At 25.7% G+C, this 15450-nt stretch carries 13 protein-coding genes; 10 read left to right on the forward strand and 3 right to left on the reverse strand.

What is annotated here, in order from left to right; genetic code table 4:
• Position 1 precedes the first annotated feature (1 nt).
• Together rsgA and GE118_RS01545 are read left to right on the forward strand one after the other, a co-directional pair.
• Positions 2 to 844: a ribosome small subunit-dependent GTPase A gene (gene rsgA / locus GE118_RS01540; protein WP_158763700.1), complete on the forward strand. Its 843-nt coding sequence runs from the start codon at positions 2 to 4 to the stop codon at positions 842 to 844.
• Position 845: 1 nt separating this feature from the next.
• Entirely contained in the window at positions 846 to 1517 is a 672-nt protein-coding gene (locus GE118_RS01545; RefSeq protein ID WP_158763701.1) for a ribulose-phosphate 3-epimerase, read from the forward strand.
• Between the two features lie 64 nt (positions 1518 to 1581).
• Here the strand turns inward: GE118_RS01545 and rpsT are convergent, their stop codons facing one another.
• A complete protein-coding gene (gene rpsT / locus GE118_RS01550; RefSeq protein ID WP_158763702.1) occupies positions 1582 to 1842 on the reverse strand; it encodes a 30S ribosomal protein S20 in 261 nt (86 codons plus the stop codon).
• Positions 1843 to 1933: 91 nt separating this feature from the next.
• Here rpsT and GE118_RS01555 point away from each other — a divergent pair, with 91 nt between their 5' ends.
• From GE118_RS01555 to GE118_RS01565, 3 genes are all read left to right on the forward strand, one after another.
• Positions 1934 to 3571, forward strand: coding sequence for a hypothetical protein (locus GE118_RS01555; protein WP_158763703.1), 1638 nt, complete (start codon positions 1934 to 1936; stop codon positions 3569 to 3571).
• Positions 3572 to 3673: 102 nt separating this feature from the next.
• Positions 3674 to 5407 (forward strand): PTS transporter subunit EIIC, encoded by a 1734-nt coding sequence (locus GE118_RS01560; RefSeq protein ID WP_158763704.1) that lies wholly within the window; start codon positions 3674 to 3676, stop codon positions 5405 to 5407.
• 1 nt (position 5408) lies between these two features.
• A complete protein-coding gene (locus GE118_RS01565; RefSeq protein WP_158763705.1) occupies positions 5409 to 5636 on the forward strand; it encodes a hypothetical protein in 228 nt (75 codons plus the stop codon).
• On the opposite strand, the gene GE118_RS01570 is transcribed toward GE118_RS01565, so the two are convergent.
• A complete protein-coding gene (locus GE118_RS01570; RefSeq protein WP_158763706.1) occupies positions 5633 to 6382 on the reverse strand; it encodes a MurR/RpiR family transcriptional regulator in 750 nt (249 codons plus the stop codon). The two genes, GE118_RS01565 and GE118_RS01570, sit on opposite strands and share 4 nt — an antisense overlap.
• Before the next feature lie 35 nt (positions 6383 to 6417).
• Here GE118_RS01570 and GE118_RS01575 point away from each other — a divergent pair, with 35 nt between their 5' ends.
• The gene (locus GE118_RS01575; protein ID WP_158763707.1) at positions 6418 to 7254 is read left to right on the forward strand and encodes a histidinol-phosphatase; all 837 of its coding nucleotides are present in this window, start codon (positions 6418 to 6420) and stop codon (positions 7252 to 7254) included.
• Positions 7255 to 7290: 36 nt separating this feature from the next.
• Here GE118_RS01575 and GE118_RS01580 read toward each other — a convergent pair whose 3' ends face one another.
• Positions 7291 to 10056 (reverse strand): hypothetical protein, encoded by a 2766-nt coding sequence (locus tag GE118_RS01580; protein WP_158763708.1) that lies wholly within the window; start codon positions 10054 to 10056, stop codon positions 7291 to 7293.
• A 197-nt stretch (positions 10057 to 10253) separates the two neighbouring features.
• On the opposite strand from GE118_RS01580, the gene GE118_RS01585 reads away from it, so the two are divergent.
• The 4 genes from GE118_RS01585 to GE118_RS01600 all read left to right on the forward strand — a co-directional run bounded on the left by GE118_RS01585 (position 10254) and on the right by GE118_RS01600 (position 15443).
• Positions 10254 to 11513 carry an IS30 family transposase gene (locus tag GE118_RS01585; RefSeq protein WP_158763524.1) on the forward strand — a complete coding sequence of 420 codons (1260 nt, stop codon included), beginning with the start codon at positions 10254 to 10256 and terminating at the stop codon, positions 11511 to 11513.
• Positions 11514 to 11807: 294 nt separating this feature from the next.
• Complete coding sequence (gene gyrA / locus GE118_RS01590) at positions 11808 to 14441, forward strand: DNA gyrase subunit A (RefSeq protein ID WP_158763709.1); 2634 nt, start codon at positions 11808 to 11810, stop codon at positions 14439 to 14441.
• Positions 14442 to 14553: 112 nt separating this feature from the next.
• Positions 14554 to 15009 (forward strand): hypothetical protein, encoded by a 456-nt coding sequence (locus GE118_RS01595; protein ID WP_158763710.1) that lies wholly within the window; start codon positions 14554 to 14556, stop codon positions 15007 to 15009.
• Positions 15010 to 15131: 122 nt separating this feature from the next.
• Positions 15132 to 15443, forward strand: coding sequence for a hypothetical protein (locus GE118_RS01600; protein WP_158763711.1), 312 nt, complete (start codon positions 15132 to 15134; stop codon positions 15441 to 15443).
• The last annotated feature ends 7 nt before the right edge of the window (positions 15444 to 15450 follow it).

Genomic DNA, 15450 nt, shown 5'->3' on the forward strand with positions numbered 1-15450 from the left:
TATGCATAAAATACATAAAATTATTGCTAATAGATACACTGTGTGTGATCAAGATTATAATTGTCAAGTGCTTTCAGCAGCAGGGAAATTAAGATTATTAGATATAACTCCTGTAGTTGGAGATAATGTAGAAATTAATGAACATCAAATTATTGAAATCAAAGAGCGTAAAAATTGATTTATTCGTCCTAAAGTAGCAAACATTGATCAAATGTTAGTCTTTATGTCAGTTAAAGAACCTAAGTTTCAACAATTTTTATTAGATAAATATTTAGCAATTATTGAATATGAAAATATTGAACCTATTATTTGTTTAACAAAGGTTGATTTAGCTTGGGATTTAGCTTTAGAATTACAAAACCAATATCAAAAAATGGGTTATAAAGTATTTTTGATTAATAATACTACTAAAGAATTAAGTAATTTAAAATCAATTTTTAAAGATAAATACTCAGTATTTATGGGTCAAAGTGGAGTTGGTAAAACTACTACTTTAAACTCTTTAAGTAATAATAATTTTGATACTCAAGCAATATCAAAATCCCTAGGAAGAGGAAAACATACTACTAGAGTAGTAGAAATTGTACCTTTTAATAATGGTTATTTAATTGATACTCCAGGATTTAGTTCTTTAGCTATTCCAATTGATGCTTTAGAATTAGCTCATAGTTTTAATACTTTTAAACAATTATTAGTTAATTGTAAATATCGTTCTTGCTTACATTTAAATGAAAATGAAGTAGATTGTGCTATTAAACAAGCTGTAACTAGCAATTTAATTCCACAATTTAGATATGATAATTATGTCAAATTGCAAAAAGAATTAACTGAAAGGAAATTTTAATATGCAAAAATATGTTACACCAAGTTTATTAAACATTAATGAAGGACAAAGAATTAATGTTGCTAATGAATTAATTAAAAATGGTATTAAATGAATTCATTATGATGTAATGGATGGTAATTTTGTACCTAATACTGCTATTAGTGTGGAAGAAATTAATCAAATTCATAATGATGGATTAAAACATATTAAAGATGCTCATTTAATGGTGGCTAATCCTTATGATTATGTAGAATCATTAAAAAATTGTGATATTTTAACTTTCCATTATGAAGCAATAGAAAATGATTTAGCTAAATTTAAACAGTTTTTAGATGATAATTATGATGAATTAAAAATTGGTTTAGCAATTAAACCAAATACTAGTGTCCAAACCATTAAACCATTTTTAAATAAATTAGCTTTAGTATTAGTTATGTCAGTAGAACCTGGAAAAGGTGGACAAAAATTTATTCCAACTTCAATTGATAAAATTAAAGAATTAAAACAATTAAGAATAGCTAATAATTATGATTATTTAATTCAAGTAGATGGTGGGATTAATGATACTACTGGTCCTGAATGTTTTAAAGCCGGAGCAGATGCTTGTGTTGCAGGAACTTTTTTAGTTTTTGAACCAACTAAAGCTAAAATTGATTCAATTTTAGGTAAATTTGCTAAACACAATAAATAACAAAACAGCAGAATTTCTGCTGTTTTTTGTATAAAAAAATAACCCAAAAAGGGTTATTAAGATACTATTTGTTTTTGTTTACAAAAGCATCTAAACGTGAGTGTTTTCTAGCACCTTTATTAATGTGGAACACTCCTTTAGAAACAGCTTTAGCAATAACTTTGTGAGCAGCAGCAACTAATGCATCAGCATTTTCTGCTTTAGCTAAAACAGCTTCTCTTGCTTTACGGATAGCTGTTTTAACACGTGATTTCATTGCAGCGTTTTTAACTCTAGCAGCTTCCATTTTAGCAATACTTTTAACTTTAGATTTAATGTTTGCCATAAATCCCTCCTTTTTCATTTAGTTTGAAAAATCAACTATATTATAGTCTAAAAGTTAGGTTTTTAAATAATAATTTTAGTAAAATATAAATATGACAAAGAAACTAAGAAAATTTTTATTATTAGGTTTAACAAGTATAACTGCAGTAGGTATAACTGGATGTAATTTACTTGCTAAACCTAATGTTGAAAACCCACCTGTAAATATACCAACAACCCAATCACACTATATTAAAAATATTGATCAAAATTATGTTTCATTATATAGTTATATGATTAATAATTATGCAGTAGCAAATACCAGTAAATGATTTTCAAGCAATGATCCATTTATTGAATTAGAAGTTGCTAATTTTGAAAAGAAAGATCGTAAAGCGTTTAATGAGCTACAAAACTTTACTAATGTAAATGAAGCTAATCTTTTTGTACGTAATTATGCTAACAATCACTTATTAAAACCAATTGTAAAAAACTTAAATAATGATTTTAAATTAATGAGAAGTTTAGATTCATCAATTAACTTAATGAAAAAATTAACTACATTTATTAACACTTATACTAATCCTAATGAAGAACAATTAAAAATCTCTGAAGAACTTTTTGAAGTTTTAAAATTAAGTATTTTAAATTATAAAAATAGTATTGTAACAGCTCAAATTAACAAAATGGTGTCAAAAATCAATTTAACTGATAACCAAGATTTAAATAACTTAAAAACTAAATTAAATGATTTAACAAACTTAGAAAAGACAATGAAATTAAAAGATACAACTACTTTATCTGTGGTTGATAAAATTGAATTTTATAATAAATATTATGATGCATCAAATTTAATTATCAATGAGTTTAAAGAAAAAGTTTATCCATTGTACTTAAAGGAATTAAATAAATATAATAAAACAATATTTAACCAAGTTAGACCAATTCTAAAAGGAAAAGCACTTAATCCTTTTGCTAGTCCAGTTAATAATTTACCTAGAATTGTAGGATTATACTTAAATGAAAATGAAATCCAAAATAACACCTTTATTAAAAAATACAAAGAAAAAGGATATCATTTTATTCCTAATAATCAATCAGTTGATCTAGGTAAATTCCATCAAATAGTAGTTAAAACTAATTTACTAACTCATCCATTACAAATTGCACAAGTATATAAAACTTCCGAAGTTGAAAATCATCCAAACTTTAGTAATAAGTATTTAATTAAAATGAAACTGGTATCTCAATATTTTCATCCAAAAGTATTTCCTTTTGTATCTAAATCACCTATTAGTAGTGAATTAGATCCTAAATATGCTGTTTATAACTTTAATTATTTTGGTATTAATGATTTTAATTTTAATAACCACGATTTAAATATTAACTTGAGATATAAAGTTGATGACAATTTATATGTTCCAAATACTCAATGAGATCAATATTTCTACAGTAATAAAGATGTACTAGTGGCATATAATTATCCTAAACCTATTTCAAATATTGCTGTTGATGTATATTTTGAAATTACAAAAGAACAATATGATGCTATTATTAACCCTAATAATTTAACTTCTAGCGAAAAAATTCCTGTGGTTAATAATTACAAAGGTGATAAAGGTAACAAAAACCTTGGTATTGAAATTAAAAACACTATTATTAATCAACTTAATGCAACTGACAAAGAACAATTATTAAACGAAGATGATAAAGTTTTTAGTAATTTCAAACTAAATATAACTTTTAATTAATTTAAAAAATCAGATAATTTTATCTGATTTTTTTATTCTGTTTAAGAATAAAAACTGATATTGAAAATTTTAAAATATAAACATAATAACAGAAAGGATTATATGACTGAAACAAAAATTAAACAGACAAATACATCAGCTTTTAAACGTCATTGACAAAGTTTAAAAGCTGGTTTAGAACGTTTTGGTAGAGCTTTAATTATTCCTATATCAATTTTACCAATTATGGCTATAATTGGTGCTATAGGATATATTATGATATCTGCAGGAACTAAAACTGGAGCTATACATAATGCTACATTTAAAGCTTTTGCTAATGGTATTAAGTTGCTTGGAATGTCTCCAATTTATAACTTAGACATATTATTTGCTATTGGTTTATCTGCAGGGTTAGCTAAAACTGAAAAAGTTTCTGCTGCATTAAGTGGTATAGCAGCTTTAATTAGTTTTTACTTTGCTGCTAATGTATTATTAAGTTATACAAACTTAAAAGACTCTTTACCTAAAGCTGAAGTTGGTAAACTTGAAACCATTCAAAGATTTGGTAAATATTCTAATGGGTTTAATTTAAATGCTTTAGGTGGAATTTTAAGTGGATATGTAGGTTATAAAGTACATCAATATACTTATAAATTACAATTTCCTAAAGCTATTGCGTTCTTTGGAGGACCTAAATTTTCTCCAGTAGCTACATTTATTATTGGTTTTTTAATTGGGTTACCTTTAACTTGAATTTGAGTTTATGTTTATAAAGCAATGGCTGCTATAGGTAGAGGAATTAGAGATCTTGGAGCTGGTGGATCATTCTTATATGGATTTACCAATAGATTACTTTTACCATTTGGATTACACAATGTACCAAATGCTATTTTAAGATATACTCCAGCTGGAGGAACTTGAACTTATACACCTGTAGGTGGAAAACCTGAAACATTTGAAGGATTTTACAATATTCTTTTAGCTAAATTGCAACATGGAATTAAAATAACTCCTGCAGATTCATTAATTAGTGTAGGAACTTATCCAACAAATATCTTTGCTTTACCTGGAGCTGCTGTTGGAATGTTTTTAGCAGTACCTAAAGCAAGACGTAAATTAGCTGCACCAATTATTTTTGGAGCAGTATCTAGTTCTATTCTTTCAGGAGTTACTGAACCTATTGAATTTACATTTATTTTCACTGCACCTTTATTATGAGTAACTCATGCCTTTTTAACTGGATTTACTTATATGTTTATGTATCTTTCAGGAACTGCAGCAATTAGTGGAACTGGTGAAGGTATTATTACATGATTTATTTATAATGCTCCTGCATATGAATTAGTACCTAGGGTATGAATGTTATGAGTTTTAGGTCCTTTATTCTTTATTGAGTATTTAGTAGTATTTTACTTTATGATTACTAAATTAAACTTAAATACCCCAGGAAGAGACGCTGAAGAATTTAAACTATACACTAAACAAGATTTTAGAAACAAACTTAAAAATCAATCACTTGAGGATTCTTCAAGTGATAATCAAACTACAATTAACAATGATTATAATATTGAACAACTATTAGCAAATCCGATATTAGAAGGTGAAAAAGCTGAAGATATTAAAAAAGCAGTAAATTTAATTACTGCTTATGGTGGATTTAGCAATATGAAAGAAATAGGCGCTTGTATTTCAAGGTTAAGAATTGCTGTAGTTGATAAAAACTTAGTTAATAAAGATCTTATTAAACAAAATGGTTCATTAGGAATTGTAGATTCTGGAGAACAAGTACAATCAGTTTTTGGTGCAAAAGCTATGGTTTATGCACGTATTATGAATTTAATAAAAACTATCGAATAAAATGGAAAAATTAGCAATTATCATAGTTGGTTCATTTTTAATCTTATTTTTCTTTTTAATTGCTTCAATGATTTTATATCATCGATGTAAAAGAAAGATTAATTACATTATTGATGAATCAATTCCTTATAGAGAACAATTATATAAAACCTTTATTAAATACTTTCCGTATGTTTTATATATGTGTGGTGTAATATTGGTTTTTGTTATGATTAAGATCTTACTTTAAAGATAAATTAAAATATTTGTAAAAAATAAATTAATGAAAATATTAAACAATAATGGATCAACATAAAAATCACAATAATCTTGAATAATAAAATTATTAAACTGTTTTAAAGTTAAGTTATTAATTGCATGATTACAAAAAGCAAACAACGCAGCTCCATTATTGGTTGCTAAAACACTAGGGATAATAGTTTCTGCAGTAGTTGCAGAATTACTTACCATTATAACTAAAGTATTTTCATCACTATTATAAGCTTGAGCATATTTAGAAGCAAAATCGCTAGACATTTTGATATTTAATCCCATACGTTGTAAATGGGTATAAATATCAAATAAAGCTCGATAGCTTCCACCAGAAGTGATAATTAATATCTTTTGAGCTTGTTTAATCATTAAAGCAATTTGTTTAAAATCATAATTACTTAATACTTTTAAAAATAAAGCAACATTATTATTAAATTGTAATAAGGAATTTTGCTTATCTTTAGTTAAAAGCATCTTTTTACCTTTGTATTTAATGATTTCTTGCTTAAAGCTATTAAATGAATCATAACCTAATTTAGCAACAAACTTACTAATAGTGCTTTGAGTGGTTAAACATAAATCAGCTAATTTAGTACTATTTAACTTTTCTATATCTGATAGATGAACTAAAATAGTATGTGCAACAAAAGCATTAACATCATCCCTATAAGTAAAATTAAGCAATTTCTTAATTAAATTAGAATTTTTTACATTTGTTTCCATAAACATAATTATATAAAAAAGAGAAAGAAGAATTTATGAAATATGATTATCATATGCATACAACTTACTGCAAGCATGCAGATGTAAGTGTTGAACAATTAGTTGCTCAACACATCAAAAACCAATTTCTAGAAATTGGAATATCAGATCACATCCCTTATCCAGGAAAATTAGATTCTAAAGACAACGCTAGAATGTATTTGAATGAAATGCAAAGTTATTTAAATGAGATTAAACAACAAAAAGAGCTTCATAAAGATAAAATTAAAATACTTAGTGGTTTTGAAAGTGAATATTTTCCTTCAATGCATCAATGGTATTTAGAATTATTAAAAAAAGATGATGTTGATTATTTAATCTTAGGAATTCATGCTGTAGAGAACTTAGATCCAGAAAATAACTTTAATAAAAATTGCACAAATCATTTACAGCTTGAAAGATATTTCAAAGCATTAGATCAAGGAATGAGAACTAATATGTTTTTATATGCAGTGCACCCAGATTTTTATATGAAATCATTTGAAGTGTGAGATGATAAATGCATAGAACTAGCAAATAAAATTTGTGATTTAGCTTTAGAATTAGATTTTCCTTTAGGTTTTAATATTAATGGTTTATGAAAGGGTAAACGAGTTATAGGTAATGTATATCGTAATAAATACCCAATTTATGAATTTTGACAAATAGTAAAAGCTAAAGGGGTTAAAATCGTTTTAGAATCTGATATTCACCATCAAAAACAATTGTATGACAATGATATAGTAAATAAAACTTATCAAGTTTTAAATGATTGAGGGTTAATTGATTTAGTTATTCCAAGACCCAATATTGAAAGATATCATTCAAAACTTAAAGAACTAAACATTAAATAGTAATTAAAAAATCACCAATATTATTGGTGATTTTTGTTATTTGCTTAATGAAATATCAACATCAAAATTATGATTGTCATCAATAATTTTTTGATTAATTTGAGCCACTAAATCTTGAACTAATTTAAATAAATCATCAAACTTAGTAGTTAATTGAGTTATTTCTAAATTTTGATCTAAAGCTTGTTGTAATTGATCAACTTTATCTTTTAATGTTTGATTATTGCTATAATCAAACATTGCTTGAGTTTTAGTATAAGTAATCAATGCATTAGCTCTTTTAGTTAATAATTCTTGATTGTTAACTGATTCATTATTATTAATAATAGCTAAAGTATCTTTTGGTAAAGAAATAGTAGGCTTTAATAACTTGGTAAATAATTCTGGAGCTGCTAAATTAAATCCGTATTTAACATTAGCATCATTTAACATATAAACAGTTTGACTTGGTTGATCTGATATAGCAAATTCAATATTTAAAATTGGTTTAGCAAATTCATTTTTAGCATTGTAGTATCAATTAAATGATTTAATTGATACTGTTTTAACTTGGTATAAGCTATAAGTTCCTAAAGAAGTATTGATATCTTGATCTTTAACTTTGTTAAAAATACTATCTTTAAACTTTGAAAGATCTAATTGAATAAACATATTATGATCAACATTAGTTTCTTGATCATTTAAATTGTTATATAACTTGATATTATTTGAAATATCAAATGAAACATAGTTATTAGGACTTATTGCAATTGAAGTTAAAATATCAGGTTGAATAATTGGTGTATAGGTATTGAAATTACTTTGATCTTGAGTTGGTAAGTTAGCAATTTGATCATCAATTGCAGTGATTTGATTATTAATAGCAGTAATTATATTGCTAATATTTTGTAGTGTTTTATTATCGTCTTCAGTTTTATTTTCTTTGTTATCTAATTCTTCTTTTTTGGTATTTAATTCTTGTAATTGAGTGTTTAATTGTTCTTTATTTTCGTTTAATTTTTCTTTAATTTTTTTGATATTTGCAAAAATAGGTACTGTAATTTGTTTATTGTTTGAAATTTGAATGTCTTTGGTTGAATTAATTAAATAATTGGTTGATGATATTTGACTAATGGTAGATAATTGTAAAATTTGTTGATTAATTGCTCCTGCAATTATTTTTAATTCTTTTTCTAAATCATTATTTTTATCAACTAAATTACTTAATGAATCAAAAGCATCATTAATAATATTTTTTAATTGATCAAATTTGACTCTAATTTGATCAAAACCTTTATTGTTATTGATTTTAACTTGATTATCTACAGCTCATTTTGGTAAATTTGAATCATTTAAAGCGTTTTGTAAATTGTTATATAAGTTACTAATATTAGCAGTTAGACCTAAAGTCATCATACCGTCTAATTGTTTAAATATATTTTGAATGTTAGTGTTGCTTTCACCTTTGATAATATTAAAAACAAAACTATTACCTTGCAAGAATCTATTCATAAATTCTAAAATTTGTTTTACTTTATCAGTCATTTGTTGAATGTTTGTAGCTGGATTTTTGTTTAACTCAGTAACTAAATCATTAAATGATTGATTTACTTGAGCAAAAACATTGTTGTTAGGGTTTGAAAAAGCTAAATTTAAATATTCAAATGGACCAATTTGTTTTAGCTTAGTAATTTTTAATAATGATTCTTTATAGACTTTTAATAGATTATTTAACAATTGATTTCATAAATTTGTAGTTTTATTAATGATTTTATCTTTGATAAAAATCATATCAGGATTGGTGCTATTAGTATTTAATTGATAATTAAAATCAAACAATAAAGGTTGTTTAATACTGTTATTTAATTGTTGTTCTATAAAATTAAAAGCAGCATCGTTAAATGTTATGATTTTACTTAAATCAAAAGTTGATAAAGAAGTAGCTGTAGGATAAATATTTTCTACCTTATATTCTTTTTGATATGCGTTTTTAAATTCATTACTTGTAAAAGCGTTTCAAACTATACCATTTAGAATTTTGTATTTTTCACCTTCTTCAAGTAATGTATCAACTTCTTGGATATTAAATTGTTTTTTATTATTAATTTGTTCTACAATATTTTTTAATCAAGCATCTGATTCATCAACAACTGATTTTAAACTACTAATTTCTTTAATTTTATTAACTAAATCAGGATTTTTATAAATATTATCAAATAGATTTTTTGCATTTTGAAGAGCATATGTTAAGTAATTATCTTTAGTTTTAACTTTAATAAGGTTCAAATATCCTTCTTGAATAATTGCAACTAATGAACTAATTACTAAATCGGTATTGATTGGTGATTTAGCGATTTCAGTTTTAAGTTGATCAACTTTGTTTTTAAAACCATCAATTTTGACATCTTCTTTAAAACCATCTAAAAATTTATTTAATTCATCAAGTTTCTTAGAATCGTTATTAATGTTATTAATATCATTAATAAATTTCATAGTTTGTCCAATACCACTACGAATAACAAACATATCTACAGTAGTATGAATTTTTTGAATATTATTTTGTAATTCATTTACTTTAATATTTGCTACATAATTTTTAAACTGATCTAATTTAAATTTATTATCTTCCATTTGATTAAATTGTTCTATACCATCATAAACGTTTTTAATGATGTTGTTTAAATTTAAATCAAGATCATCTACAATCAATTGATTTAATTCATCTTTATTTTTTAACTTATATTTATTTTCGTTTGATTCTGTACATGATATTAAACTAGGAACTAATGCCACAACACTTAAAACAAAACTGCTTTTTAACAAAAAATGGATCTTTTTTTTTCATAATGTCAATTATAACAAATATTAAATTTAATATTTTTTATATAAAATAATTAGCTTAAAATGAATAATTTTATTCATTAAAAAAGCACGGTTCCCGGTTTAAGGGTCCGTGCTTTTAGTTTCCTAGTAAAATATATATAGAAAAAAATAAACGAAAGGAAACCAACTTAATTATAATGAATAAACGTAAAAGTCCAATAGTTAAACCTATTTGCATTAAACAATTCATCTCAAACCATTTAAATAATAAACAAAATATCAAAGTTTATAAGCATTACCTTTTTAAGAAAACTAAAGTTGATACAGACTTTTATATTCAAGTGCTATCATCAAAGAGAAAGTTTGACCCTAATCATTTTAACGTATCAAGTGTTATGATAATGGTTGATCGCCTAAAGAGTAATAATAGCTTAAAAGAGATATCTAAAGAGCTTGGATTTAGTCGTAAAAGCATTGTTTCAAACTTTAATAAACTAATGAAATTTAACGACGTTAAACACTTTCCAAAACGTCAAAGATGCAATAATTGCGGTCAGTACTTTCAACAAATTCAATGACTTAATATTAAAAATTGATTTGACTCTAGAAACCAAGCTGAACAACATAGAAACTTTTTACAAAAACAAATTATGAAAAATAGATATAAAGATTTCTTTGTTTATTTAAATGAAGTAACTAAAAATTACAATAAGAACAAATTTAAAAAAGTAAGTGTTAGAGCTATTAAAACTTCTATTTTTAACATTAGACTAAACTTTATAGAAAGCAACCCAAATTCATATATCACTAGCGAACAAAGTATTTACCACTTACTGAAATTACCATATTTAAACCTTCCTATAGACATTTTACCTATTGTTTCAAAACGTGGGTATAGTTCTGTTTTATCTAGAAAACAAGTACAAAAGAAAAAGAAAATTGGTTTAAACATAAAATATCGTAGTGAAGAAATTAATTTAAGACAAAACTTTTTTGACTATGAAATGGATACAGTAGTAGGATCAAAAAGATCTAAAACTGTTCTTTTAACATTACTTAATAGAAAAAGTAGAAAAGCTTACTCAATCAAAATTGGTAGAACTGCTTTAGCTGCTAAAGAAGGTTTAGAAACCTTAATTAAAGCATTTAATTTAAGAATAGATAGCTTAACAATTGATAATGGATCTGAGAATTATTTATTAGATAAAATTGATTGTATAGGACAAATTTATCACTGCGATCCTTATCGATCATCACAAAAAGGTTCAATCGAAAATATGCATAGAGAAATAAGACTATTTTTCCCAAAAGGAAAAACTTTTGACAACACTTCACAAGAAGAAATTCAAGAGATAATGAACAGAATTAATAACAAAACAAGAAAATCATTAAAATACAATGGGAAGTACTTATCACCTAATGAGTACGAAAGAATTCTCTTTGCTCAATCTTGTTAAATTTACATAAAAAACAATTTTTCTAACATAAATTTTGAAAATTTTAATTTTGCGACTTTTGTGTTTTGTACAAAACACATCTTTTTCTACATCCTTTTTTAGTAATTTATATGAAATATTATAGAATTTAACTATATAGAACTAGGTACTTGCTTAAGTACTTTTAAAATCTCTAAAACCAAGAACCGTAAAACTTTAATAAATATATATAATTTTACCACAATACTAGTAAAAATGACATAAAAAATAGTATAATACTAATAAAATTTATTTTATTAGTATTAAGGAGCAGCAATGAAAGATAAAACACTGGATAATCCAATTAAACAATCAGAAAAAGAAAATCATAATGAAGTTGAATTAAACCAAGATATTGAATATGATTATGAAGAAAATAATCGTATGGTATTTAAGAAAAAAACCAAAGTAGAAGCTAAAGAAATTGAAGAAGAAATAGTTCCTCAAGAAAGTGATGAATACCAAGTTCAATCTCAAATTATTGAAGAAACTACTGAGAGACTAGAACCAATTAAAATTGATTCAGAGATGCGTAATTCTTTCTTAGAATATGCAATGAGTGTTATTGTTTCACGTGCTTTACCTGACGCTCGTGATGGGTTAAAACCTGTTCATAGACGTATTTTATATGATATGGCTGAATTAGGAATGACTCCTGCAAGTCAACATCGTAAAAGTGCAAGAATTGTAGGGGATGTATTAGGGAAATACCACCCTCATGGTGATTCTTCAGTTTATGAAGCAATGGTTCGTATGGCTCAAGATTTTTCAATGCGTTATCCATTAGTTGATGGTCATGGTAACTTTGGTTCAATTGATGGTGATGGTGCTGCTGCTATGAGATATACAGAAGCTAGAATGTCAAAAATAGCAACAGAAATGCTTGATGGTATTAAAAAAGATACAGTTAATTTTGTTGATAACTATGATGCTAGTGAAATAGAACCTTCGGTATTACCTTCAAGATTTCCTAACTTATTAGTTTCTGGAACTACAGGAATTGCTGTAGGTATGGCTACTGAAATTCCACCACATAATTTAGGTGAAACTATAGATGCTGCTATTGCTTTAGCTAGAAATAGTGATATTACTACTAAAGAATTAATGCAATACATTAAAGGACCAGATTTTCCTACTGGAGCTATTATCTTAGGTACAAAGGGGATTTATGAAGCTTATGAAACAGGGAAAGGAAAGATTGTAGTCCGTTCTAAGTGTGAAGTAGTAGAAAAAGCTAATGGTAGATCTCAAATTATTATTCATGAAATACCTTATGCATTAAAGAAAACTACTTTAGTTCAAAAAATTGCTGAACTTCATAAAGATAAAGTAGTTGAAGGAATTAGTGATCTTAGAGATGAATCTAACCGTGAAGGAATTAGAATTATCTTAGAAGTTAAAAAAGGATTTAACGCTGATATCTTATTAAACAAATTGTATCAACGTTCTCAATTACAAAGTAATTTCAACGTTAATATGGTTGCTTTAGTCGATGGAGAACCTAAATTATTAAACTTAAAACAATCTTTAGAAGTTTATTTAAAACACCAAAAAGAAGTTGTTGCAAGAAGAATCAGCTTTGATTTAAATAAAGCTCAAGAAAGAGCTCACATTCTTGATGGTTTAACCATTGCAATTAATAATATTGATCAAGTAATAGAAATCATTAAAAAATCTAAAACCGATAATGAAGCTCAAGATAAATTAGCTGCTAGATTTGATTTAACTGAAAAACAAACTAAAGCTATTTTAGATATGAACCTAAGAAGACTTACAGGTTTAAGTATTGAAAAAATGCAATTAGAGCTTGAAGAGTTGCATAAAGAAATTCAATACTACCAAAGTATTCTTCAAGATGAAAATAAACTTGTAGAAACCATTATTGATGAATTAACTGAAATTAAAAATAAATACTCTGATCCAAGACGTACTAAAATCGATGAATCAGGTGTAGGAAATATCTCAGATGAAGATTTAATTCCAGAACGTCCTATTGTTATTACAAGTAGTGTTAATGGATATGTAAAAAGAGTTGATTTAGATGACTATAATATCCAAAAACGTGGTGGAGTAGGTTCTAGATCAATGAAAACTTATAGCGATGATGATATTAGTAATATCATCAACGCAACTACACACACTGATTTATTATTATTCTCAAACTTTGGTAAAGCTTATAAAATTCGTGGTCATCAAATTCCTGAAGGTTCAAAACAATCAAAAGGTATTCCATTTGTTAATATCATCCCATCATTGAATGTTAATGAAGGTGAAAAAATTATTTCAATCTTAGATGTTCCAAATTATAATGATAATTTATATTTAGCAACTATTACTTCAAAAGGTATGTTCAAAAAAACAACCTTAGATAACTTTGAAAACATTAGAAGTAACGGATTAAATGCTTTTAAACTTAATGAGGGAGATCAATTAGTTAGAGCCTTTATTGTTGCTGATGATGATTTAATATTAATCGCTAACAACGATAAACACATTGTTAAATTTGAAGCAAATACAGTTAGAGCTATTGGTAGAAACTCATTAGGGGTTAAAGGGATTAACTTAAGCGATGATCAAAAAGTAGTTTCTTGTTCATCATCTAGAGAAGGTGAATACATTTTAACCATTGGAAGTAATGGATTTGGTAAATTAACCAAACAAGAAGAATTTAGAACCACCAAACGTGGTGCTAAAGGAACTATTGGTATCAATTCAAATAAAGCAGGAAATTTAGTATTTGCTAGATTTGTTACTTTAGAAGATGAATTATTAATTATAACTGCTAAAGGTATTACTATAAGAACACAAATTGATCAAATTAGTGAAACCTCAAGAAATACTAAAGGGGTAAAAATAATTAACCTTAAAAATGATGATGAAATAGTAGCAATTGATGTTATAAAAAGTTAAAAAGTGCAAAAAACGCACTTTTTTTAATAAAAAATTAACTTTTTTTATTTTTTAAGAGTAAAATATAAATGAAATAAAGTTAACAATATTTCATTTAATCAAGGGGGAAATTATGAAATCAACCAAAAAAACTTGCAAAACAAATTGTTGCTCAACTAGTGTTTGTGAAACTAAAACAAACCAAGAAGCTCAATGTTGTCTAGATCAATGCAATTGCAATGAATGTCAATGTGCTAAAGAATGCCAACAACCTTCAAAAACCAAAGATTGCAAATGCAATACCACTAATACTTGTGATGAATCAAATGATTCTTGTGCTGAACAAGATGAATGTAATACTTGCGAAATGCAAAGCTCTTGTGAATGTGAAATTACTAATAATTGCCAATGTGATCCAAAAGATCATTGCAAAGATGATGCTGAATGCAATGAATGTAATGAAGAAGATTCTTGTGATTGTGATGATGAAACAGATTGTGATTTAGATTGCAACGATTGTGTTTGTGATCAATTAGATCAATGTGTTTGTGAAAATTGCAATTGCAAAGAATGTGAATGTGATCTATAATAAATTGGAAATTTTTGCAAATTTCAATCACTATATTTGCTGTTTATTATAAATAGTAAGTAAATTAAGTAAAATATTATTAGGGAAACCTAATAATATTTTTATTTACAAAGGATGATAAAATGAAAAACTCCAAACTTGCTAAATGCAAAAAAGTTCCTACATATGAAAAAGATGTAGATATTTTTCACAAAAAAGATAAAAATAAGGAAATAGATTTTGGTAGACTTTCAAAACTTGATAAAGAAGAATTAAAAAGCTACGATAAAGAAGAAACAACCAAAGAATGTCATTGTAGTCAATGTACTTGTGAATCTTCAGATTTATGTAATGAATGCACAAATTGTACTTGTGCTAATGATTATGAACCTGATGATGAAATCATTGAAGAAGATATTATATTTGATCTAATGGATCAAGATTCAAAAGCTTAATAATATA

The sequence above is a fragment of the Mycoplasma sp. NEAQ87857 genome (assembly GCF_009792315.1).
Taxonomy (GTDB): domain Bacteria; phylum Bacillota_I; class Bacilli_A; order Mycoplasmatales; family Metamycoplasmataceae; genus Mycoplasmopsis.